Origin of the sequence: Nonomuraea sp. NPDC003709 (assembly GCF_040610775.1) — a bacterium.
Lineage (GTDB): Bacteria > Actinomycetota > Actinomycetes > Streptosporangiales > Streptosporangiaceae > Nonomuraea > Nonomuraea angiospora_A.
Window position 1 is genome coordinate 12,410 of record NZ_JBEXMW010000002.1, and the last position, 22,278, is coordinate 34,687.

Below are 22,278 nucleotides of genomic sequence, written 5' to 3' on the forward strand. Positions count from 1 at the left end.
GAAATACCGGGGCGGTGAAAACCGCGTTATTCGCCCGCGTGCATCGGAAAATGGATCACGAGCCCGACCAGCGGCTCGTCCGGGGTGATCATCAGCGCCATGCGCAGGGTCTGCAGGCCCAGCCGAGGATGCCGGAACCGGCGCGTGAGGCTGCGGTGCTCCTGCACCTCGTGCTTGCGCCACAGGCCGGCGAACAGCGGGCTCAGCTGGGAGAACTCGGCGATCTTCGCGGTCAGCCGCTCGTCGTGCGGCCACCTGGCCAGCTCCGAGCGCCACCGGGCGATGACGTCGCAGGTGACGCGCTCCCAGTCGGGCAGCCGCTCCTTCGCCGTGGGCGAGACCAGCAGCCAGCGCAGCATGTTGCGGTGCTCCGGCGTGTAGCTGCCCCAGTCGTCGTACCACTCGGCGGCGGCGTCGTTCCAGGCGGTCAGGTCGCAGTGGATGTCGGTGGCGTAGACCGGATAGGCGCTGGCGCTCATGAGGCTGACCAGCGGGCCCATCACGTCGCCCGACCACGTCTGCCCCTCGAGCGGCTGCGGGTTGGTGACCTGGCCGTGCACCAGCGTGTGCATGTAGCGGCGCTCGTCCTCGCTGAGGTCGAGCACCCGGGCCAGGCTGTCGAGCACCTGGATGGAGGGCCTGATGTCACGCCCCTGCTCGAGGTACGTGTACCAGGTCGGGCTGAGGCCGGCGAGCACCGCCACCTCCTCCCGCCGCAGCCCCTTCGTCCTGCGCCCCCCTTCGGGGAAGCCCACCTGCCCCGGCGTGACCCGTGCGCGCCTGCTGCGCAGGAATCGCGCGAGCTCCTGCCGGCTCCAGCCGTCGCCTGACACAGAACCCCCCGTGAGTGCCTCCACCGCGTCAGCAGATCAGGATCGCAAGGCTGAGTCTAGAAGCCTCACGGAATATTTGTCACCTCTAGCCCGATTGCGTCATTTCGGCATTGACGTTACGGCATTGTTCCCAAAGCATGAATTTAATCCATTCAATTGAGGGGATTAACCAGATGAAGTGGCATTTCATCGACCGGAGCGAGCAGATCGCCGCGATTCGGTCAGCCCTCGGGGCCGCCGGAGCAGGCCCGATTGTCCTGGCCGGAGAGCCGGGCTCGGGCCGCAGCCGGCTGGTGGAGCGCGCGCTCGAATCGTCCGAGGCGGCGCGTTACGACATCGTCCGGCTGCGTGCCGCGGACGGTCCCGGTGAGGTCGCCGCCCGCGTCGAGGCGGCCGCCGGGGGCCGTCCGCTGCTGCTCGTCATGGACGACGCGCAGGTGAGCGATGACGAGAGCCTGATGGCGCTGCGCACGGCCGCGGGCGGGAGCCCGGGGGCCAGGGTGCTGGTCACGACGCTGTCCGGGCCCGCGGCACGGCGCCCCGATCCGGTGGACTGCCTGCGCTTCGAGCCGGGCGCGTACACGGTCGACGTGCCGCCGCTCGCGGTCGAGGAGGTGGCCGCCCTGCTGGCCGAGCTGGCCGGCGGCCACGTACGGCAGGCCACCGCCGGTGCCCTGCACTCGGCGACCGGCGGCAACCCCCGCCTGCTGCACGACTTCCTGATCGGGCGCCGGCTCACCGAACGCCTGACCCGGGGCGCCGCCGGGTGGGAGTTCCAGTGCGCCACCGAGTGGCTGCCGCCGATGGACCCGTCCGCGGCCACCCCGCACCTGGTGAAGGCCACCTGGGACGCGTGGGCGGCGCTGGCCTTCGACCGGGCCTTCGAGCTGTGCAAGGCGGCGGCGTGGTGCGGCGAGGGGCACACTGTCTCGGTGCCGCTGGCGCACCTGCTGCTGCTGCGCGGCAGGGGGCGCGACAGCATGTCGTTCCTGGACTCGCTGCCCGAGAGGATGGTGGAGAGCACGCCGCACCTGGCGCTCGCCCGGGCGGTCAACCTGGCCTGCGGGCAGGGCCGGCCAGAGGCCGCCGCCGAGTTCCTGCTGCGCGCGGCGGTGGCCGCCGGGCCGGCGCAGCGGCCGCTGCTGCTCGCCTACCGGGCCTGGATCATGGCGTTGAACGGCCGCTCCGCCGACGACGTCGGCACGATCACGCGTACCGACAGGGAGACCGCCCTGTTCGTGCACGCGGCGCAGGCCATGGCCCGCCTGCGGACCCGGCCCGAAGAGGCGGTCTTCCACCTGCGGCGCGCGCTCGCGCTCACCGCCGGGGGAGCGGAGGCGGGGCCGCCCTGGCTGGCGGCGCATCTGACGGCGTACCTGATCGACGCGCTGCTGCTGGCCGGGCGGGCGGATGAGGCGACGCTGCTGGCGGAGGGCTTCCACGGCGGGGAGCCTGCCTCCGGCTGGGACGTCGCCGTCGCCATGTCGATGGTCGCCGCGTGAGAGGCCCGGACCACGTGCCGCGGCCGTGGTCCGGGCCTGTCCCCTCAGGAGGGGTTCCTGCTCAGCGCCAGAGTGGTGATGTCGTCGGACTGCTCGGCGGCCCCCACGAACGTGCGCACCGAGGTGTCGACCGCCGCGAGCAGACCGGGGGCGTGCCCCCCGGCCCCGCCCAGCACCTCCTGGAGCCGGGGGGTGCCGAACAGGCCGTGGGCGGAGTTCCTGGCCTCGACCACCCCGTCGGTGTAGGCGAACAGCGCGTCGCCGGGCCCCAGTTGCACGTGACCCAGGGTGTAGGAGCTGTCGGCCAGGATCCCGACCGCGGGCCCCGTCGGCGGCAGCATCGTCTGGCGGCCGTCGGCCCGCACCACGACGGGCGGATTGTGCCCGCCGTTGATGTAGACCAGGTCCCCGGAGTACGGGTCCAGCACCCCGAAGAACATCGTCGCGAAATACGCCTGCTTGATGTGATTGCGGGCCATGTACCGGTTGGTCCCGACCACCGCCTGGATCAGCGGCCCCGCCCCCAGCGACAGCAGGGGCAGCGCGGACTCTCCCGGCGAGCCGTCCAGCGCCACGGCGGCGTCGTCGCTGACGTCCTGGACGAACCCGGTGTGCTCGGCCGTGTGCCGGAGCAGCGTTCTGATCAGCGCCATGAACAGCGCCGCCCCCACGCCCTTGTCGCACACGTCGGCCACCACCAGCGCCAGCCGGCGCCCGTTGACGAGGGTGAACACGTCGTAGAAGTCGCCGGCCACCTGCCGGGCCGGCCGGAAGCTGGCGGCGATCTCCCATCCGTCCAGCCTCGGCAGTGACTCCGGCAGGAACCCGGCCTGGATGTCGCGGGCGATGCGCAGCTCGCGCTCGTACTCCCGCAGGCTGGCCAGCGCCGCCATCTCCTCCACCGTGGTGCTGAGCTGATAGCGCTCCCAGCAGGAGTTCGCCCTGCTGCGCAGCAGGCCGGGCAGGAACGGGCGGGTCACGTAGTCGAACCCGCCGCGCACACACTCCTCCAGCGCGGCGATGTCGTCGTCGGGGAAGGCCACGATCGTGGGCATCCGCCCGTCGACCAGGAACCGCTGGCTGACCAGCGCCATCCGCTGCAGCCCCAGCGCCGCCGAGATCAGCAGCAGATCGGGGTGCGGGTGGCGCAGGACCAGGTCGTCCGGGACGGCGAGCTGGACGTCGAAGCCCTCTTCGCGCAGTGCCCCGTTGAGTTCGAGCACCGCGGTGGACGTGGGGTTAGCCGGTTCGGCAACCACCAGAGCCGTCGGCATTCGCGCCTCCAAGCAGTCGCATGATCAGGGTGTTGCGGTTGCGTCCGCCGACGTACTCGTAGCGGAACTCGTCCACCTTGCCCATGGCGAGGAGCAGCCCGTAGCCGCCTTCCTCGCGCAGCGCGGGCGGCAGCGCCAGCCGCGGCGCGGGATCGTATCCGGCGGGATCGAACGGCGGAGCGTCGTCCTCGATGCTCACCCGCAGCCGGTCGTCCTCGATCTCCCCGGACAGCTCCACGACGCCCGCCCCGCCCCGGTAGCCGTGCTGGGCGATGTTCGTGGTGATCTCGTCCGTCGCCAGTCGCAGCCAGTACGCCTGGCGGGAGGTCAGCCCCGCCCCGTCTGCCAGCGCCTCGATGAAATCGGCCACCACACCCGGCAGGGACACGTGCTGGACATCGATCTTGAGCCGGCAGGCGAGCATCACTGCATCACGATGCTGCGGTCGAAGCCGGTGAGCCGGATCGTCTCGGCCACCTCCGGATTGGTCCCCACCAAGGTGATCTCCGAGCCGCGCGGCAGCTTCTGGTGCGCGAACACCAGGCAGCGCACCCCCGCCGACGACATGTACGTCAGCTCGTCGAGGAGCAGCACCAGCTTGCCCACCTGCCGCCCCACGGCCTGCGACACCAGTTCGTTGAGCTCGGGGGCGGAGCTGCCGTCGAGCTCGCCGGCCAGCCGGATCGTGGCGGTGTCGCCCTCCACGCTCATCTTCATCCTGAAGGACATGACATGGTTCCTTTCGCTAATGCGTGACCAAGATCGCGACGCTTCTGGGGCCGATGGACAACTGTGACTGGTTGGCCAGCGGCGGTTCCGAGCCCGGCTCGAAGGCGTCCATCGGCGGGGCGGCGGCGGTGTCGGCGAACAGGTGCCAGGTCTGCCCGCGCGGCGCGGGCGGCAGTTCGAGCGTGTGCGACTCCCAGTGGGAGTTGGCGGCGACGTAGACGCAGTCGTTCCCGCCCCCGTCGAACAGCGCGGCCAGCACCCGCGAGTGCGCCGACCAGTCCGGTGACCAGGCGCTCACGCCGTGCCAGTGGACCGATCCGGGAGAGCCGCCCCTCAGCACCGGGTGCGCCCGCCGGAAGGCGATGGCGTGCCGCGTGAAGCGGAACAGGTCGGCGTTCTCCTCCCGCAGCCCCCAGTCGAGCCACGTGATCGGCCCGTCGTGGCAGTAGGCGTTGTTGTTGCCGAGCTGCGTGCGGCCGAGCTCGTCGCCGGCCAGCAGCATCGGCACGCCCCGGCTGGCCAGCAGGAGCAGCAGCGCGTTGCGCTGCTGCCGGGCGCGGAGCGCCAGCACCGCCGGGTCGTCGGTCACACCCTCGTGCCCGCAGTTCCAGGAGTTGTTGGCGTCGTCGCCGTCCCTGTTGCCCTCGCCGTTGCCCTCGTTGTGCTTGTGGTCGTACGAGACCAGGTCCCGCAGCGTGAACCCGTCGTGTGAGGTGACGAAGTTGACCGTGGCCGCGACGCCCCTCCGGCTGTACATGTCGGGCGAGCCGACCATGCGGGTGGCCAGCTCCCCGGTGACGCCGATATCGCCCTTGACGTACCTGCGCACCGTGTCGCGGTAGCGGCCGTTCCACTCCGACCAGCGGCTGTAGTGGGGGAAGCTGCCCACCTGGTAGAGCCCGGCGGCGTCCCACGCCTCCGCGATCAGCTTGCGGTCGCGCAGGATCGGGTCGTACGCCAGCGACTCCAGCAGCGGCGGGTTGTGCAGCAGCTCGCCGTCGGACCCCCGCCCGAGGATCGCCGCCAGGTCGAACCTGAAGCCGTCCACATGGCACTCGGCGGCCCAGTAGCGCAGGCAGTCCAGCACGAACCCGCGCACCACCGGATGGTTGCAGTTGAGCGTGTTGCCCGTGCCGCTGAAGTTGTAGTAATGCCCGTCGGGGGTGAGCATGTAGTAGGTGGCGTTGTCCAGTCCCTTGAAGCTGATCGCCGGGCCGCGCTCGTCGCCCTCCGCGGTGTGGTTGAACACCACGTCGAGCAGCACCTCGATGCCCGCCCGGTGCAGCTCCTTGACCATGTGCTTGAACTCGTCGACCTGCATGTGGTCCCGGCCGGTGGCCGCGTAGGACGCCTTGGGGGCGAAGAACCCGATGGGGCTGTACCCCCAGTAGTTGACGCCGGTGAACACGTTGTCGGTCTCGTCGAACTCGAACACCGGCATCAGCTCGACGCAGTTGACCCCCAGCTCCAGCAGGTACGGGATCTTCTCCACGAGCCCCGCGTACGTGCCGGGCGCCGCGACCCCGGAGGAGTCGTGCCTGGTGAAACCGCGCACGTGCAGCTCATAGATCACCAGGTCCTCGTGCGGCAGGTGCGGCGGGCGGTCGTCCTCCCAGTCGAAGTCGTCGAGCGTCACCCGCGACCTGTGCCGGTAGGGGCCGTGACCGGTCAGCATCCTGGCGTACGGGTCGCTGAGCACGAGGTCCGGGTCGAAGCGGTGGCCCTCCCACGGCCGGCGGGGGCCGTCCACGCGATAGCCGTACTCCAGGCGCTCGACGTCGAGGCCGAACACGGTCATCGCGTAGACGCTGCCCACCCGGAACGTCTCCGGGAAGGGTAGCTCGGCCATCGGCTCGGGCTCGCCCTCCCGATAGAGCACCAGCGTCACCGAGGTGGCGTGGTTGGAGTAGACCGAGAAGTTGACGCCCCCGGGCACCCGCGTGGCGCCGAACGGCAGCGACCGCCCAGCGCGCACGGGGTATCCGGCGATCCGCTGCGTGGGGTAAGCGTCGATCGGCTCCAGGATGGTCATACAGTCAACGCCTCCACGCCCTGCTCCACCGACTCGACCACGGTGAAGAATCCGAGGAAGCCGGTCGCCTCCATGATCGCGCGCACGTCGGGGGACAGGCCCGTCAGCGCGAGGCGTACCGTGCCGTGCTGGGCCTGCCGGTAGACCAGCAGGAGCACCCGCAGCCCCGCGCTCGACATGTACAGGGTCCGGGACAGGTCCAGGACCACCAGCCCGTCCTCGGGGAGGAGCGCCCGCAGGTCCTGCTGGACCTGGGGCGAGGTCTCGCTGTCCAGCTGGCCGTCCAGGCTGATGACGGTCACGCCGCCGCGCAGCTCTTTCCGCAGTCGCATGGCCATGTCACTCCTCCACGGGCGCGAGATGGGCGCGCACCGTCATCGGCGAGGCGGAGTCGGGCAGCTTCACCGTCATCGCCGCGGCGTCGAAGAGCTGGTACGGCGAGCCGTCCACCTCCACCCACTCCAGCCGGACCCGGCCGGGCGGCAGCGCGTCGGGCGCCACCCGCAGGACGCGGTCGGTGAACCCGTCGGGCCGCGGCCGGAACCACAGCGTCAACGGCTCCTTGTCGATCAGCAGCCGCTGGTAGACGGTCGCCAGGAAGCACAGCTCGGCCGCGTGGCACATGCTCATCGAGTGGCTGCCCTTGAACCGCTCGTTGCCGAGCAGGTACGGGTGGCCGTCGGCGAGCACGTTGAAGTAGATCCCGCCCTCGTCGTGGTCGAGGAAGAAGGCGCTGTAGAAGGCGGCCGACTCCCGTGCCCTGCGCGTGAACTCCTCCTCGCCCACCAGCCCCGCCAGGATCTGGTAGGCGAGGATCGCCTGCTCCTGCTGCCACCAGGCCTTCCTGTCGTGCCAGACGAACCGGTGGACGTGCTGGCCGGGGCCGAGCCTGCGCTCGACCACGTCGTACCAGCCGCCGCGCTGCGGGTCGCTGCCGAAGCCCGGCATCTTCTCGCCGATCTCGGTCGCCAGCGTCCGGTAGCCGTCCTTGGGCCGGATCGACATCATCCGCATGAGGTTCCAGGCGATCTTGAGGTTGTGCCCGACGACCGCCCGGTCCTGCTGCCAGTGCCAGGTGGTGTCCGGCGTCCAGTCGGCGTGGAAGCGCTCCTGGACGTACGGGCTGTCCTTCCTGGGCATGTGCTTGGCGATGAGGTCGAACGTCTCCTCGAGCATGTCGGCGTGCCGCTCGTCGCCGGTGGCCAGGAACAGGTTGATGAGGTAGGCGGGGGCGTGGTCGCCGACGGAGTTCCAGTTCTTCCTCGACCGGTTCGGGCCCAGCGACTCGTGGTGCGGGCTGAGCAGGATCGGGTCGATGTGCGAGTAGTAGCCGCCCCGCTCGGGGTCGTGGAAGAACTTCTTGAACAGCCGCAGCGTGCCGTCGATGTCGGAGGCGATGCGCGGGTCCCCGGTGAGCCGGTAGAGCTGGGTCGGGCCGGCCAGGGCGTAGATCTGCTCGTACATCGGGATCGCGTCGTAGTCGTCGCCGAACTCGGAGGTGAACAGCTTGCGCTCGACCCCGTCGCGCACGTCGATGCCGTGGTACCAGTACACGACGTCCTCGTCGCGGTCCACGAAGCGCATGTGCTCGCGCAGGTAGGCGGTGCCCTGCTCGGCCACCTCCAGGAAGTCCTCCTCGCCCGTGAGCATGTAGGCCGAGGACATCCCGTAGATCATCCGGGAGATCGTGTCGGTCTCCTGCACGTCCTGGCCGGCCTTCTCGCCGCCCAGCCGCAGCATGGTCCGGTAGGCGGAGTAGTCGATCGGGCCGTCGGCCCCGAACTGGGCCTTGCGGTAGAACCTGCCCAGCTCGCGGATCTGCTTGACCCACCAGTCGGGCTGCTCGAAGGCGTACTGGCCCGGCTGTCTGCCCAGGAAGATCAGCGTCTTGGCCTCGATCGTGTAGGAGCCGTTCTCGTGGTAGAAGATCCCCTTGACGAACACGTAGGTGCCCGGCGTGAGCAGCTGCTCCAGGTGCGCCGAGGCGTCGAGGTACGGCTCCGAGAGGTTGCGCACGAACTCGGCGGAGGTGGTGCCGGTCAGGCGCACCCGCACCGGCCGCCCGTCGTTGGTGCGCAGGCTGATCTCGCCGTGCTCGAAGCCGGTGACGTAGCCGGCCACCAGGTCGGAGAAGGTGAAGTCGGGCCGGTAGACCGTCTCGGAGCCGCGGTCGGCGGCCACCAGGTCGATGATCATGCGGGCGAAGGCGGCGCAGTGCTCGGCCGTCCGGCCGGTCACCAGGTCGCGGTCCACCACGACGTCCTGGTCGGTGTAGACGGCGCCCATGTTGCGCACGTCGCCGACCAGGTTGTTGTGACACGTCACGCGGCGGCCCTTGACCGCCTCGGCGATGGGCGCCGCCAGCCAGAGGCCGTGGCAGATGATGCCCTTGACGATCCGGTGGTCCTCGAAGGCCTCCTTCAGCAGCCGTACGGCGGGGGCGAGCTCGTGGACGTCCTCGGTGTAGCGCAGCCGGTCCGAGACCATGCCGGACGGCACGATCAGCACGTCGATCCGGCTCAGGTCGGCGCTCTCCAGGTCGCCGCTCACCGTGAACGGCTCCTTGAACTCATGGCCGTGGAAGGTCAGCGAGTCCTGTCCCCACAACCGCGTGAGGAACTCGACCCGCGCCCCCTCCTCGGTGAAACGCCGCTGGTAGTAGTGGAGCTCCTGCTCGACGTAGTCGCTCTCCATGAGGATCGCGACGGTGCGCCCGGCCAATCGCTTCTCACGCACGGTGTACCTCTCAGGTGGTAATCAGATCGACGAGGAACGGCCCCGGCGTCGCCAGCATCCGCTGGACCGCCGCCTCCACCTGGGCGGGCTTGCTCACCTTGACGCCCGGGACACCCAGGCTCGCGGCCAGCTTCACGAAGTCGATCTGGGGATGGGACAGGTCGAAGCCCTGGGGGTGGGGGTGCGCGGCGATGCCGCGCTCGCGCCAGTACTGTTCGAGGTTGTCGTCGAGCAGCTGGTAACGGCGGTTGTCGCAGATCACGAAGCGGGCGGCCACGCCGTAACGGACGGCGGTCCAGAGGGCCTGGATGGTGTACATGCTGCCGCCGTCGCCGGTGAAGGCCACCACCTCGTCCTCGGGGCGGGCCAGCTTGATCCCGATCGCGCCGGGGATGCCGACGCCGAGCGAGCCGCCCCTGGTCTGGAAGTAGGTGCCGGGCCGGCGCGGCGGGAGCCGCCTGAGCAGCGCGGGGGCGGAGGTCAGCGCCTCGTCGAAGACCACCAGCCTGTCACCGGCCCGGGCGGCCAGCTCGCCGGCGAACAGGTCCATCATGGTCTCGCCGTACACCTCCGCCGGCTCGCGGGCCGACTCGAGGGGGGACTCGGGGCGGGCGGGGCCGAGCAGGCGGGCCAGCGCCGCCAGGGTCGGCTTGGGATCGGCGACGAGCGCGACGTCGGCCGGCAGGTTCTTGGCGATCTCGTAGTCGTCCAGGTCGATGTGGACGATCTTCGCCGCCTCCGGGAAGGGGCTGGTGAGCAGCGGGAAGACCTCGGGGAAGAGGTACGTCCCGACGACGAGCGCGGCGTCGGCCCCGGCCAGCGCGGCGGCGCTGTGCTCGCCGAACATGTGCCCGAGGTCGCCCCGGTGCAGCGGGTGGGTGGTGTCGATGGTCAGTTCCGAGGAGTTCACCGTCCACACCGGGGCGCCGAGCGCCTCCGCCACCCTGGCCAGCTCCTCCTGCGCGCCGGACACCGAGACCCCGTCCCCGGCCAGCACCACGGGCCGCCGGGCGGCGCGCAGCACCGCCGCGGCCCGCTCCAGCTCCTCAGGCACGGGCACCGTCGCCCGGCTGGGGATCGTGCTGGCCACGGCGGGCTCGCCGGTGTCCTCGTCGAGCACGTCCATCGGCAGTGCCACGAAGACTGGCCCGCGCGGCGGCGTCATCGCGATCTTGACCGCGCGCCGCAGCACCCTCAGCACCGAGCCCGGGTGGGTCACCCTGGTCGCGTACTTGGTCACCGGCCGGGCCATCGCCACGAGGTCCACCGCCATCTGGCCGTCCAGGGCCTCGTACCGCACCCCTGCCTCGCCGGCGATCACCACCAGCGGCGAGTGGCCGCGCTTGGCCTGGTAGAGCAGGCCGACCCCGTTGCCGAGGCCGACCCCGCTGTGCAGCTGGACCAGCGCGGGCCCGCCGGTGGCGCGGGCGTAGCCGTCGGCGATGCCGAGCGCCGCCGACTCCTGCAGCGCCAGCACGTACCGGAAGCCCGGCGTCTCCTCCAGCACGTCCAGGAACCCCTGCTCCACGGTCCCCGGGTTGCCGAACATCACCGAGATGCCGTCGGCCGCGAACTGCTCGAAGATCGCCTCTTTGGCGGGACGGGTCGCCATGGTCACCAGCCGTACCGGCGCAGGCCGGACTCGAGCACCTCGACCAGCTTCTCGCCGGACAGGTACGAGTCGGGGGTCGAGCGGCCCGTCACGAACGGGTGGTCCACGATGACCGACGTCTCCTTGCCCACGTTGCCGTGGTAGCGGCCGTCGGGCGCGGTGGCGTCGCGCAGGATGTACTCCAGCGGGTACGGCGGCGGCCCCATGTTGAAGTCCACTCCCAGGAAGCCCGTGCCGTCCTTGTAGTCGTACTCCTTGCAGTGGCCCGTCACGTGCTTGCCGCGCAGGATGCTCGCACGGTCCTCCCAGTCGCGGGCGAAGGCCAGGCAGGCGACGCCGTAGCACTCGGCGAGCACCGGCTTGTCCGCCCGGACGAAGGAGAGGATCAGGTCGTGCACCCGGCCGTTGTTGGCCAGGTCCACGATCGGGCCGCTGCCGCCCACGAGGACCAGGGCGTCGTACTTGTCGACGTCCCGGTCCAGCCGGCCGAGCTCCCGGTAGTAGGCCTCGACCTTGCGGAGGTATCCGTCCTCGCTGTTGTAGGGGCGTTCGGGGATCCACTCGGCGAGGCTGACCGGGGAGTCCAGCCGGTCCGACTCGTCGAGCTGCCTGGCGGCCACGGCCACCTCCGGCGTGGTCACGGAGCGGCCCAGCGGCGGATCCACGTACCCGGGGTCGAGACTGGGCGGCAGTGCCCGCGCGCGCTTGCCGGTGGGGGTGGCGAACACGCTCCGGTAGCCCTGCCGGTCGAAGGCGGCCAGCGGGCCGACGAGTTCCTCTCCCCAATATCCGTACTCGGAGAGAACAATAAGAATGGTGCGCGTCATGCGTGGATTCAAACAATATGTGGTTTTCCAGGACAAGCCCGGCCCGCCTATTCCGTCAAGTCCGTGAAAGTCGCCGGCACTTCGTCAGGTGCCGGGGGCGGCCGCGCGGAAAATGACGGAACAATGGCCGTAGCCGATTCTGGAGGCTCGTGATGCCCGAGCAGCGGCGGCCGGTTCTGCTGGCCGTGGACGACGACGATCACGTGCTCCGCGCGGTGCGGCGCGATCTGTCCCGCGCCTACCAGGAGCGCTACCGGGTGGTGGCGTCGAGGTCGCCGGTGGAGGCCATGCGCATCCTCGACCGGCTGCGCGAGCGCCGTGAGGAGGTCGCGCTGATCCTCTCCGACCAGCGCATGCCCGAGATGACCGGGATCGAGTTCCTGGTGGAGGCCGGCCGGCGCTTCCCCGCCGCCCGCCGCGTCCTGCTGACGGCCTACGCCGACACGAGCGTCGCCATCTCGGCGATCAACGAGGTGCGGCTGGACCACTATCTCGTCAAGCCGTGGGAGCCGCCGGAGGAGCGGCTCTACCCCGTGCTCGACGACCTGCTGTCGGACTGGGAGTCCGCCCACGAGCCCCCGTACCAGGGGATCCGCCTGGTCGGCCACCGGTTCGCGCCAGCCACGCACCGGCTGCGCGACCTGCTGACCCGCTACCGCCTGCCGTTCAGGTTCGAGGAGGCGGAGCCGGGCGCCCCGGAGGTCCCCGAGGTCGTGCTGCCCGACGGGCGCCGGATGGCCCGCCCCGGGCACGGCGAGGTGGTGGCGGCCCTGGGCCTGGCGACGGAGCTCAGCCACCCGCACTACGACGTGGCGATCGTCGGAGGCGGCCCGACCGGGCTGGCCGCGTCGGTCTACGCCTCGTCCGAGGGGATGGCGACGCTGCTCATCGAGGCGTACGTCCCGGGCGGCCAGGCCGGCACCTCCAGCCGGATCGAGAACTACCTCGGCTTCCCGTCCGGCATCTCCGGCGTCGATCTGACCAACCGCGCGATGGCGCAGGCCCGCAGGTTCGGTGTGGACGTGCTGGCCCCGGTCGAGGCCAGGCGGCTGAGCCGGGCCGGCCGGGCCTGCGTGCTGAACCTGTCCGACGGCAAGGAGATCACCGCGGCCACCGTGCTGCTGTCGCCGGGCCTGTCGTACCGCGGTCTCGACGCCGAGGACGCGGCCCGCTTCGAGGGGGCCGGCATCTACTACGGCGCGGCCCTGACGGAGACCGAGTCGTGCGTGGGGCGGCAGGTGTGGATCGTGGGCGGCGCCAACTCCGCCGGCCAGGCGGCGCTGCACTTCTCCCGGCACGCCTGCCACGTCACCATGGTGGTGCGCGCGGACAGCCTGGCCAGCGGCATGTCCGCGTACCTGGTGGACGAGATCGCCGCGACGGGCAACGTCACGGTCATGACGAACACCCGCGTGGTCGCCACCGGCGGCGTGGACCGGCTGGAGCGCATCACGCTGTGCGACACCCGCAGCGGCGAGCTGACCACGCGGGAGGCCGAGCACGTCTTCGTGTTCATCGGCGCCCGGCCGCGTACCGAGTGGCTGGACGACCTCGTGCGCAGGGACGCCCACGGCTTCCTGCTGACCGGCCCCGACCTCGGTCCGGTGGCGGGGCTGGCCAGCTGGGACCTGCCGAGGCAGCCGCTGCTGCTGGAGACGAGCGTGCCGGGCGTGTTCGCGGCCGGCGACGTGCGCGCCAACTCCGTCAAGCGGCTGGCCTCGGGTGTCGGCGAGGGCGCCATGGCGGTGTCGATGATCCACCGCTACCACTCGGAGAGCTGACCCCCCTACTCGGGGACCCGGGCCAGCGGCAGCCGCACCACGAACCGCGTGTCGCCCGGCCGCGAGTCGACCTCCATCGTGCCGCCGTGCCGCTGCGCCACGATGTCCATGCTGACGTGGAGCCCGAGACCGGTCCCCTTGCCCAGGTCCTTGGTGGTGAAGAAGGGCTGGAACACGTTCGGCAGCGCCTCGGCGGGGATGCCGTGGCCCGTGTCGCGGAACTCCACCACGGCGTGGTCGCCCTCCCGCCTGGTGCTGATCGTCAGCTCGCCCTCGCCGCCCATGGCGTCCACGGCGTTGTCGATGAGGTTGGTCCAGACCTGGTTGAGCTCGCTGGGGAAGGCCTGGAGGTCGGGGACGCCGCCGTACTCCCGGCGTACGCGGATGTTGCGCAGCTTGGGCGCCATGAGGGCGAGCGTGGCCTCCAGGCCCTCGCGCAGGTCGGCGTCCCGCTGGGGCGCGCGGTCCAGGTTCGTGTACGCCGAGGTGCGCCGTACCAGCTCCACCACCCGCTCGGCGGCCTCGGCCGCGTCGCCGGCGAGCGTCCGGATGCGCAGCACCGGCACCAGGTACGCCAGCGCCGCGGCGAGCGCGTCCGGCCGCAGCCCGGCGGCCAGCTCGTCGAGCGCGGCGCGGTCCACACCGTGTTCGGCGAGGTCGTCGGCCAGTTCGACGGCCCGGTCGGGGCCGAGGCCCTGCTCGCGGAGCCAGTCGGCGACGTCGTCGGCCGCCTCCGCCTCCTCCAGCGGGTCCAGCGCGGCCCCGGAGCCCACCCGGTCCTGGAACCGCGCGACGAGCCGCACCTCGCTCTCCTCGCCCGTGCGCCCCCACTCGACCGCGGTGGCGGCCAGCCGGGGCGCGAGGTCGCGCAGCTCCCGCGCGGCCCGCAGCGCGGCCGCCGCCGGGTTGTTCAGCTCGTGGGCCAGGCCGGCCGCCAGCATGCCCAGCCCTTCCAGCATGCGGCTGCGCCCGGCCTGGCGCTCCATGGCGTTGATGCGCCCGGCCAGCACCGGCAGCAGCACCCGGCAGACCTGCGGGCAGCGCTCCAGCATGTCGAAGAAGGCGTCCTTGCCGTAGGCCACGACCCGCGCCGGCCCCACGGCCAGCGCGGTGGCCAGGTACTCGTCGCTGGTGAGCAGCGGGAGCTCGCCGATGAACTGGTGCTCCAGCGCGTCGCCGAGGTGCCGGGTGAGCACCTGCTCCCGCCCGCCGACCAGCTTCGAGACCACGATCTCGCCGTCCAGCAGGATGTAGAAGCCGTCGGCCGGCGCGCCCTCGACGAACAGCGCCTGCCCGTCGCCGAGCTCCCTGACGGTCCCGGCGCACGCGAGCCAGTCGAGCTGCTCGTCCGACAGCCCGGCGAACAGCTCGATCGCGGAGAGCCGGGCGGTCAGCCATGCGGGCGCAGGCACAGTTCCTCCGATTCCCGTCCGTCCAGGCCGCCCAGCAGCCGGTACGCGTGGGCCACCGACACCAGCGTGACGTGGTGGTGCCAGCCCTGGAAGGAGCGGCCCTCGAAGTGCTGCAGGCCGGACTCGGCGGCGACCGAGGCGAGCACGGACGCCGCCCTGTTGCGCAGCCCGACCAGTCCTGCCAGGTCGGACACCCGGTTGCGGCCCAGGTCGGTCAGCCACATCGCCCGCGCCCCCGAGCGCGGGTACCAGCGGTGGCCCTGCCCCTGCTGTTGGTACAGGGGCCGCGTGCCCGCCTGCCCCTGCACCACCTGCAGCCGGGGCCGTAACGGCTCCAGCACCGGGCGGGCGGGCAGACCGGACCCGCCGGCCGGCAGCGTGCCGGGGGAGACGCGGACGAGGTAGGGCAGCCCGCGCTCGGCGAGCCCGGCGAGGAGGAGCTCCACGCCGGGCATCGACCTGCCGTCCACCACGATGGGCGCCGGAGGCAGCCCCCAGTCGACCACCATCTCGTCGACGGCCTGCAGCAGGTGCCGCCAGTGCGGCCGGCTGTGCTCGTGGGCCGGTACGCGGGCCCGGCTGCGCAGGCCGTCGTCCTCGTCCCACGAGCGGGGCAGCAGCAGCCGCCAGTTGACCGGGCAGCCGCCGTCCTCTCCCACCATCACGACCGCCAGGCCGATCTGGCAGTTGAGGAGGCGGCCCGCGGAGTTGGCGAACTGCCGTGCCACGCCCACCGACTTGGACCCGTTCTTCGGGAAGACGACCTCCTCCAGCACCCACGCCTTCGGGCGGATCGCCTCGACGAGCAGCTGGGCCAGGCGCTGCCGTACGGGCGCCCAGTCCCAGGGGCTCTGGTTGATGAACTGCTGGAGGCACTGGTCGACGGGTCGCCCCACGACGTGGTTGGAGATCCGGCGGATCGACTTGCGGCCCGGGACGGAGACCAGGCCGTGGACGTAGACCTCGCCCCATCGGCGCTGATCGGAGCGGAGGAAGGACGTGAACAGGTCCTCACAGAAAGGAGAGAGCCAAAACTCTCGCGAATGCAAATCCGAGTAGATGGCCATGCGACCAACCCCTATAAATCGAACATCCCCCTTTCCTCGAATTATTGAAATGTTCCGGGCCGGCTGACAGGACGAGGTTGTGCTGGCACTCTCGCTGCTACCTATGGGACTTCTACCTGTTGGACTTCTACCCAGAGGTACGGACGAGGTCGGCCGCGCGCTCGCCGATCATCACGACCGTGGTGTGCGGATGCGCGTTGACCAGCGAGGGCATGACGGAGGCGTCGGCCACGCGCAGCCCCTCCACGCCGCGCACCCGCAGCCGGGGGTCGACCACGGCCGAGGCGTCGGTGCCCATCCGGCAGGAGCCGGCGAAGTGGTAGTACGACCCGGTGTTGGCCTTCACCCAGGCACGCAGTTCCTCGCGGGTGGTCACGCCGGGCCCGGGGGCGACCTCGGCCAGCCCCCACCGGCCGGTGAACGCCTTGGTGCGGTAGATGTCCCGGGCGACCTCCACGGCGGTGACCGTGCGCTCCAGGTCGACCGGGTCGCCGAAGTAGTTGGCGTTGATCCGCGGGTAGGCGGTCGGGTCGGTGCCCGCCAGCCGTACCCATCCCCGTGAGACCGGCGACACCAGGCCGGTCAGGCTGAGGATCACGTGCGGGTCCACCAGCTCCCGCACCGGCGCGACCGGCTGGCCGGTCTGCACGCGGCGGATGACGTTGGCGAAGAACTTCTCGCCGAACGGCGCGCGGTGCACCAGCGCGACCTCCAGGTCGGGGACGGGCAGCCCGTCCTGCGACCCGCAGAAGAGCGCGACCTCGGTCACGTTGCCGCGCGGGTCGTCGCCCGGCTCGGCCAGGTAACCGATCGGCCCGATGACCAGCGGGTGGTCGTGGAAGTTGGCCCCGACCCCGGGCAGATCGGCCACGACCGGGATGCCGAGCTCGGCCAGGTCGCCGGCCGGGCCCAGGCCCGACAGCAGCAGCAGCTTGGGCGACTGGATGGCGCCCGCGCACAGCACCACCTCGGCCTCGGCCCGCGCCGTGTGCGTGCGGCCCTCGCGCAGGTACTCCACGCCGACGCAGCGGGTCCCCTCGAAGAGCAGCCGTGCCGCGAGGGCCGCGGTCAGCACCGTGAGGTTGGGCCGGTCGAGCGCGGGATCCAGGTACGACTCGCGGGCGCCCCTGCGCCGGCCGTCCTTGATGTTCACGTGGTGCCAGCCCGCGCCGAACAGGCCCGCGTTGAAGTCGTCCAGGCGCGGATGGCCGAGCTCCACGCAGGCCTCGATGAACGTCTCCGACACCGGGTTGCCCGTCTCGCCCGCGTCGGCCACGGTCATCGGACCGTCCTTGCCGGCCAGCGGGTTGTGCCCGTCGCGCTGGTCCTCCAGGCGCTGCAGCCACGGCAGCACGTCGTCGAAGGACCAGCCGGGACACCCGTGGTAGGCCCAGTCGTCGTAGTCCTGGGGACGGCCCCTGGTGTGCATCATGTGGTAGATGTTCGAGGTGCCGCCCAGGCCCCGGCCGGCGGCCGAGTAGACGCGGTTGCCGTCCAGGCCGGGCTGGGGCTCGCTCATGTACGCCCAGTCCAGGTCGGTCAGCAGCACCTCGTTCCACCGCCACGGCGTCGTCACCGCGTCGGTGACCTGTGCGTCGCCCGCCTCGAGGAGGAGGACGGAGGCGTCGGGATCCTCGCTGAGCCGGGCGGCCACCACCGATCCGGCCGCGCCGGCGCCGATGACGATGTACCTGTAGCTGTCTGGCACGGTCGGCTCCTTCATGTGAGCAGGTCGGCCGCACGCTCCCCGATCATGACGGTGGCGGCGGCGGTGTTGCCCGCGGGGATGGACGGCATGATCGAGGCGTCGGCGACGCGCAGCCGCTCGACGCCGTGCACGCGCAGCGCCGCGTCGACCACGTCCAGCGGGTCGCGACCCATGCGGCAGGTGCCCACCGGATGCCACACGGTGGTCGCGGTGGCGCGGACGTAGGCGGGCAGGTCGGCGCCGTGGCCGGGCGCGCTCTCGCGGTCGTGCAACGAGCACATCGAGCTGCTGTGCGCCAGCTCCCTGGACAGCTCGATCCCGCGCACGAGCGCCGCCAGGTCGGCCGGGTCCTCAAGGTAATGGGGGTCGACCAGGGGCGCGTCGGCGGGGTCCGCCGACCGCAGGGCGAGCCTGCCCCTGCTGCGCGGCCGCGCGAGCACGGGGGCGAAGGTGAAGGCGGGCCCGTCGACGCGGTACTCGTCGGCCACGAACTGCACAGGGCCGAACAGCATCTGGAGATCGGGGTCGTCCGGCGGGAACAGCCCCGCCTCCGCCAGCAGCTCGGGCAGCGGCAGGATCGACCGCGCGGCGTAGGCCACGCCGAGGATGAGGTGGTCGTGCAGGTTGGCGCCGACGCCGGGCAGGTCGGCGGCGACCGCGAGCCCGTGCTCGCGCAGGGCCTCGGCCGGGCCGATCCCGGAGAGCATCAGCAGCTTGGGCGTGGCGAGCGCGCCGCAGGAGACGATCACCTCGGCGCTCGCCCCGGCGCGGTGGAGCGCGCCGTCGCGCAGGTACTCCACGCCCGTGGCCGTCGTGCCGTCCAGCAGCACGCGGGTCGCCGTCGCGCCGGTCTCGACGGTGAGGCGGGGATGGCCGCGCAGCGGGTCGAGGTAGGCGGACGCCGTGCTCGATCGCTGGTTGTCCTTCGTCCTGGTGGACTGGTAGGCGAAGGCGCCCTCCTGCGCGGCGCCGTTGTAGTCCCAGTCCTCCCCGCCGGGGAAGCCGAGATCGGAGGCGGCCTGGAGGAAGGCGCGCGACACCTCCGACATCGACGACAGGCGGGCCACCTTCATCGGCCCGTCCGCCCCGTGGTACGGCCCGGCGCCCTCCTCGTAGTCCTCGGCCCGTTTGAAGCAGGGCAGCACCTCGTCGTACGACCAGCCCTCGTTGCCCTGGGCGGCCCAGCCGTCGTAGTCGCGGCGGTTGCCCCGGACGTACAGCATGGCGTTGACCGAGCTGCCGCCGCCCAGCACCTTGCCCTGGGGCAGCGGGATCGTCCGCCAGCCCAGCCCGGCCTGCGGGACCGTGACGTACGGCCAGGTGACGGCGGGGTCCTGCCACAGCGAGGCCATGCCGGGGATGCCCGTCTGGCGGATGGCCGCCAGGCCGGCGTCGCCGCCGGACTCCAGCAGGAGCACGCGTGCCTCGGTCCGCTCGACGAGCCTGGCGGCGACGACCGCCCCGGCCGCGCCGGCGCCCACGACGATGTAGTCGTATTCCCTCTTCTGGTCACCGGCGGACATCAGCGGCTCTCCGGCCCGATGACCCAGTGCTCGGTGACGGCCATCCGGTGCACGTACCTCGGCTCGACCAGCGTCTCCATGTCGGCCACGACCTTGGCGTACTCGGGCGAGGCGAGCGCGGCCTCCATGGCGTCCCGGTCGTCGAACCACAGGAGGTGGGCGGCGTCGAGCACCGCCTCGCCGATGGCGTACGCGCCGTCTCTGACGTGGCACTGGAGGTATCGGCGCAGCCCCGGCACCTGCGCGACCAGTTCGGCGTGCGGGCCGAGGTCGGCGCTCCTGAAGTCGGCCAGCGGCAGCCCTTCCTTCCGCTTGACCAGCACGATCAGCTTCACGCCCGACGGCGGGGCGAGCTCGGGCCCCGGCACCGTCTCGTGCGCGTCGGTGTCGAGCACGAGCGTGCGCCAGAACGCCGCCCAGCGCGGCTCGTCGGCCCGCGCGCCTTCCAGGAACTCGGGCGTCTGCAGCGACTCGAGCTGCTCCCGCTCGTCGCGCAGCCAGATCTCCGCGACGCCGCTCCACAGCGGCTCGCCCTCGTCGGGCCGGAGCGGGATCCGGGTGCCGATCAGGTATTTCCTGATCTGCGGGATCTTGCTCGCGTACCGGACGGCGTGCACGTTCAGCCAGTACTGCTGGAACTCCTCCTCCGTCATCCCGGGCTTGGGCGCGGCGAAGATGAGTTGATGGATCACGGTGTTCTCCTTCGTCACTCGGTGTGTCCGACGCTAGGAGCGCGCATCCGCGCCGGGAAGCGGGCCCGGCGGCGCCGCGCTGACAAAGTCAAGTACGGTGCGGCACTTGGCCAGGTGCCGCTACGGCAGCGAGACCGACTGCGCGTGCCGGAAGACGTTGCGGGGGTCGTAGGCCGCCTTGACCTGCTGGAGCCTGGCGTAGTTGCCCTTGTAGTACAGCGTCTGCCACGGCACGCCCGAGCGGTTGAACGCGGGGTCGGTGATGTCGGGGTCGGGGTTGTTGATGTAGCAGCCGTCGGCCTGGTCACCGGGCACCGGGTAGCCGCCGGTGGCCGCCCACACCGAGCCGTACAGGTCGCGCAGCCAGCCGATGTTGGCGGCGTCGGCGGCCGGGTCCTGCCACTGGGTCTCGAACAGCGTCCAGAACGCGGCGTCGCGGTGCGCCAGAGCGGTCCGCGTGGCGGGGACGGCGTTGATCGCGCCGCCGCTGAACCCGGCCAGGGTCACCGCGGCCGCCGGGTTGGCGAAGTCCGTACGGGTGAGCGCGTCGTACATCGCGCCCGCCTGCCCGGCCGTGTACGAGCGCCGCAGGTAGGCCGACTTGGAGGAGCCGCGCAGCGTCGGGTTGATGAACGAGGGGATGCTGGCGGCGATCAACTTGACCGCGCGCAACCACGGGAGCCGCTGCGCCGGCTGGGCCGCCACCACGGCGTCGACGCCGAGCCCGGCGGTCAGGGCCCCCAGGTAGTCGCCGAGGATCCGCGCCGCGTCGGGGGCGGTGGCGTCGACCTGGGTCAGCAGGAAGACGTTTCCGCTCGAGCGGTGCGCCAGCGACGCGACGCCGGACAGGATCCTGGCGGGGGAGTCGGGCGCGGCGTGTCCCTCGTACCAGGCGCCCCAGTTCGTGACCAGGGTGGCGAACTTCGTGCGGTCCAGCATGCTCCACGGGATGCCGACGGCGCTGAGCAGCACGTCCTTGGGCGGGTTGACGAGCAGGCGGCTCGGGTTGGAGCCGGTCGTGCCCGGCGTCCGGAACCAGAAGCGGGTGACGATGCCGAAGTTGCCGCCCCCGCCGCCGGCGCACGCCCACCACAGGTCGCGGTTGGGGTCGCCCGGATCGCGCGAGGCCGTCACGGCTCGGGCGGTGCCCGAGCGGTCCACGACCACGACCTCGACCGCCGCCAGGTGGTCGATCACGGCTCCGAGCTGCCGGGACAGGAAGCCGTACCCGCCGCCGGTGGCGTGGCCGCCGATGCCGACCGTGGGGCACATCCCGCCGGGGATGGTCACGCCCCACTTCTTGAACAACGTGTCGTAGACGCCCGACAGCCGGGCGCCGCCCTCGACCGCGAACGCGCCCCGCTGCTGGTCGAAGTACACCTCGTCCAGCCCGGACAGGTCGATGACGACGTCCACGTCGGAGTTGAACACGAACGGGGCCAGGCAGTGGCCGCCGGACACCACCGAGATCCGCTTGCCCGCGTCGACCGCCTCCTGCACCGCGGCGACGACCTGGGCGGTCGAGCTGACCACGCGCACATAGTCGGGCGCGCCGACCCAGCGCTGGTTGTAGCCCACGGTCAGCTCCTGGTAGCGGGGGTCGGCCGGGTACACGGTGACCGGTCCCGTGACCGGCCCGCCGGATGACACGGCGGCTCCGGCGGGGGACGCGGGCAACGTCACGGCACCCGCCACCAGCGCGGCGCCACCCAGTAATCCCCGCCTCGACGGACGTTCCATGATCGCTCCTTCTGGAGATTCTCCACGTGGGAGCCCTCCGTGCGGCTCCGCGGAGGGTGATCGTCAGGACATCCTCATGGTGTCCCGGCCTCCTGCGGATGCCGCGAAAAAGGATCGGAGTCCGTTACCTCCGGCCGCCCACCTCACGAAGAGGGCGGCGGACGTCACGAAGTACGTGCTCGGCGGGGTCGAGGCCGTCAGGCGGCGGGGGCCTCGGGCAGGGAGTCGAGCCAGTCGAGCAGGCGGGCGCATTGGCGGGTCATGACGTCGGGGTCGCGCAGGGCGTTGGCCAGCAGGGACATGCCCTGGTAGGCGCCCACCAGCGTCAGGGAGAGGTCCCAGGGGTCAGGCTGGCCGAGCTCGCGGAACTGGCGCTCGACCCAGTCCAGCAGCAGCCGGATGACGCGGCCGGCCTCCGCGTCCAGGCCGCCCTCGGGGCGTTTGTCCAGCTCCGCGGCGAGTGTCCCGGTCGGGCAGCCGTAGCGGGCCGCGAGGTCGCGCTGGCTGGCCCACCCTTCCACGAGGGCCTTCAGCCGCTCCCTCGGGTCGTCGAGCCCGTCCAGGCGGTCGGTGAGGAGCTCCAGCTGCCGCGCGTGCTCGGCGAGGGCGGCGGCGACCAGGTCGTCCTTGGTCTTGAAGTAGTAGTACACGTTGCCCACGGGGACGTCGGCGGCGTGGGCGATGTCGGCGATGGTGGTGCGCTCCGCCCCCTGCCGGTGCACGACCTGGGCGGCGGCGGCCATCAGCCGCTGGCGCTTGGCGGCCGCGGTTCTCGCCCGCGAACCCGTTGAGTCAGTCACCTGACTAACT

General features: G+C 71.6%; 18 protein-coding genes. 2 read left to right on the forward strand and 16 right to left on the reverse strand.

Annotated features, from left to right (window positions below):
• Positions 1-26 precede the first annotated feature (26 nt).
• Positions 27-833 (reverse strand): helix-turn-helix transcriptional regulator, encoded by an 807-nt coding sequence (locus ABZX61_RS04515; RefSeq protein ID WP_355191496.1) that lies wholly within the window; start codon positions 831-833, stop codon positions 27-29.
• A gap of 173 nt (positions 834-1,006) precedes the next feature.
• Between ABZX61_RS04515 and ABZX61_RS04520 the strand changes: the two genes are divergently transcribed.
• A complete protein-coding gene (locus ABZX61_RS04520; RefSeq protein WP_355191498.1) occupies positions 1,007-2,335 on the forward strand; it encodes a hypothetical protein in 1,329 nt (442 codons plus the stop codon).
• A gap of 44 nt (positions 2,336-2,379) precedes the next feature.
• On the opposite strand, the gene ABZX61_RS04525 is transcribed toward ABZX61_RS04520, so the two are convergent.
• The 8 genes from ABZX61_RS04525 to ABZX61_RS04560 are packed head-to-tail and all read right to left on the reverse strand — an operon-like array spanning position 2,380 to position 11,545.
• A complete protein-coding gene (locus ABZX61_RS04525; RefSeq protein ID WP_355191500.1) occupies positions 2,380-3,609 on the reverse strand; it encodes a SpoIIE family protein phosphatase in 1,230 nt (409 codons plus the stop codon).
• Positions 3,575-4,033, reverse strand: a complete 459-nt coding sequence (locus ABZX61_RS04530) for an ATP-binding protein (protein ID WP_355192685.1) — start codon at positions 4,031-4,033, stop codon at positions 3,575-3,577. Before ABZX61_RS04530 ends, ABZX61_RS04525 begins: the two co-directional genes overlap by 35 nt.
• The gene (locus ABZX61_RS04535) at positions 4,033-4,338 is read right to left on the reverse strand and encodes an STAS domain-containing protein (protein WP_350728893.1); all 306 of its coding nucleotides are present in this window, start codon (positions 4,336-4,338) and stop codon (positions 4,033-4,035) included. The genes ABZX61_RS04530 and ABZX61_RS04535 overlap by 1 nt, the downstream gene beginning before the upstream one ends.
• Positions 4,339-4,354: 16 nt before the next feature.
• The gene (locus ABZX61_RS04540; RefSeq protein WP_350728895.1) at positions 4,355-6,370 is read right to left on the reverse strand and encodes an alpha-amylase family glycosyl hydrolase; all 2,016 of its coding nucleotides are present in this window, start codon (positions 6,368-6,370) and stop codon (positions 4,355-4,357) included.
• Positions 6,367-6,702, reverse strand: a complete 336-nt coding sequence (locus ABZX61_RS04545) for an STAS domain-containing protein (RefSeq protein ID WP_355191502.1) — start codon at positions 6,700-6,702, stop codon at positions 6,367-6,369. Before ABZX61_RS04545 ends, ABZX61_RS04540 begins: the two co-directional genes overlap by 4 nt.
• A gap of 7 nt (positions 6,703-6,709) precedes the next feature.
• Positions 6,710-9,106, reverse strand: coding sequence for an AGE family epimerase/isomerase (locus ABZX61_RS04550; RefSeq protein ID WP_355191504.1), 2,397 nt, complete (start codon positions 9,104-9,106; stop codon positions 6,710-6,712).
• Positions 9,107-9,116: 10 nt separating this feature from the next.
• A complete protein-coding gene (locus tag ABZX61_RS04555; protein WP_350728901.1) occupies positions 9,117-10,718 on the reverse strand; it encodes a thiamine pyrophosphate-binding protein in 1,602 nt (533 codons plus the stop codon).
• Positions 10,719-10,720: 2 nt separating this feature from the next.
• Positions 10,721-11,545 (reverse strand): type 1 glutamine amidotransferase domain-containing protein, encoded by an 825-nt coding sequence (locus ABZX61_RS04560; RefSeq protein WP_350728903.1) that lies wholly within the window; start codon positions 11,543-11,545, stop codon positions 10,721-10,723.
• Between the two features lie 152 nt (positions 11,546-11,697).
• Here ABZX61_RS04560 and ABZX61_RS04565 point away from each other — a divergent pair, with 152 nt between their 5' ends.
• Complete coding sequence (locus ABZX61_RS04565; protein WP_355191507.1) at positions 11,698-13,326, forward strand: FAD-dependent oxidoreductase; 1,629 nt, start codon at positions 11,698-11,700, stop codon at positions 13,324-13,326.
• A gap of 5 nt (positions 13,327-13,331) precedes the next feature.
• Here the strand turns inward: ABZX61_RS04565 and ABZX61_RS04570 are convergent, their stop codons facing one another.
• The 7 genes from ABZX61_RS04570 to ABZX61_RS04600 all read right to left on the reverse strand — a co-directional run bounded on the left by ABZX61_RS04570 (position 13,332) and on the right by ABZX61_RS04600 (position 22,268).
• Positions 13,332-14,738, reverse strand: coding sequence for an ATP-binding protein (locus ABZX61_RS04570; RefSeq protein ID WP_355191509.1), 1,407 nt, complete (start codon positions 14,736-14,738; stop codon positions 13,332-13,334).
• Positions 14,717-15,805: a transposase gene (locus tag ABZX61_RS04575; protein ID WP_355191511.1), complete on the reverse strand. Its 1,089-nt coding sequence runs from the start codon at positions 15,803-15,805 to the stop codon at positions 14,717-14,719. Before ABZX61_RS04575 ends, ABZX61_RS04570 begins: the two co-directional genes overlap by 22 nt.
• A gap of 127 nt (positions 15,806-15,932) precedes the next feature.
• A complete protein-coding gene (locus tag ABZX61_RS04580) occupies positions 15,933-17,513 on the reverse strand; it encodes a GMC family oxidoreductase N-terminal domain-containing protein (protein WP_355191513.1) in 1,581 nt (526 codons plus the stop codon).
• 11 nt (positions 17,514-17,524) lie between these two features.
• Entirely contained in the window at positions 17,525-19,036 is a 1,512-nt protein-coding gene (locus ABZX61_RS04585) for a GMC family oxidoreductase N-terminal domain-containing protein (protein ID WP_355191515.1), read from the reverse strand.
• Positions 19,036-19,728, reverse strand: a complete 693-nt coding sequence (locus ABZX61_RS04590) for an EthD domain-containing protein (protein WP_355191517.1) — start codon at positions 19,726-19,728, stop codon at positions 19,036-19,038. Before ABZX61_RS04590 ends, ABZX61_RS04585 begins: the two co-directional genes overlap by 1 nt.
• A 120-nt stretch (positions 19,729-19,848) precedes the next feature.
• Complete coding sequence (locus ABZX61_RS04595; protein ID WP_355191519.1) at positions 19,849-21,468, reverse strand: BBE domain-containing protein; 1,620 nt, start codon at positions 21,466-21,468, stop codon at positions 19,849-19,851.
• Between the two features lie 197 nt (positions 21,469-21,665).
• Positions 21,666-22,268: a TetR/AcrR family transcriptional regulator gene (locus ABZX61_RS04600; protein ID WP_355191521.1), complete on the reverse strand. Its 603-nt coding sequence runs from the start codon at positions 22,266-22,268 to the stop codon at positions 21,666-21,668.
• Between the last annotated feature and the right edge of the window lie 10 nt (positions 22,269-22,278).

Coding starts and splice junctions, on each gene's coding strand:
- ABZX61_RS04585 (WP_355191515.1), bottom strand. CDS start 19,036: ATGTCCGCCGGTGACCAGAAGAGGGAATACGACTACATCGTCGTGGGC.
- ABZX61_RS04530 (WP_355192685.1), bottom strand. CDS start 4,033: ATGCTCGCCTGCCGGCTCAAGATCGATGTCCAGCACGTGTCCCTGCCG.
- ABZX61_RS04525 (WP_355191500.1), bottom strand. CDS start 3,609: ATGCCGACGGCTCTGGTGGTTGCCGAACCGGCTAACCCCACGTCCACC.
- ABZX61_RS04520 (WP_355191498.1), top strand. CDS start 1,007: ATGAAGTGGCATTTCATCGACCGGAGCGAGCAGATCGCCGCGATTCGG.
- ABZX61_RS04545 (WP_355191502.1), bottom strand. CDS start 6,702: ATGCGACTGCGGAAAGAGCTGCGCGGCGGCGTGACCGTCATCAGCCTG.
- ABZX61_RS04575 (WP_355191511.1), bottom strand. CDS start 15,805: ATGGCCATCTACTCGGATTTGCATTCGCGAGAGTTTTGGCTCTCTCCT.
- ABZX61_RS04565 (WP_355191507.1), top strand. CDS start 11,698: ATGCCCGAGCAGCGGCGGCCGGTTCTGCTGGCCGTGGACGACGACGAT.
- ABZX61_RS04555 (WP_350728901.1), bottom strand. CDS start 10,718: ATGGCGACCCGTCCCGCCAAAGAGGCGATCTTCGAGCAGTTCGCGGCC.
- ABZX61_RS04540 (WP_350728895.1), bottom strand. CDS start 6,370: ATGACCATCCTGGAGCCGATCGACGCTTACCCCACGCAGCGGATCGCC.
- ABZX61_RS04535 (WP_350728893.1), bottom strand. CDS start 4,338: ATGTCCTTCAGGATGAAGATGAGCGTGGAGGGCGACACCGCCACGATC.
- ABZX61_RS04595 (WP_355191519.1), bottom strand. CDS start 21,468: ATGGAACGTCCGTCGAGGCGGGGATTACTGGGTGGCGCCGCGCTGGTG.
- ABZX61_RS04560 (WP_350728903.1), bottom strand. CDS start 11,545: ATGACGCGCACCATTCTTATTGTTCTCTCCGAGTACGGATATTGGGGA.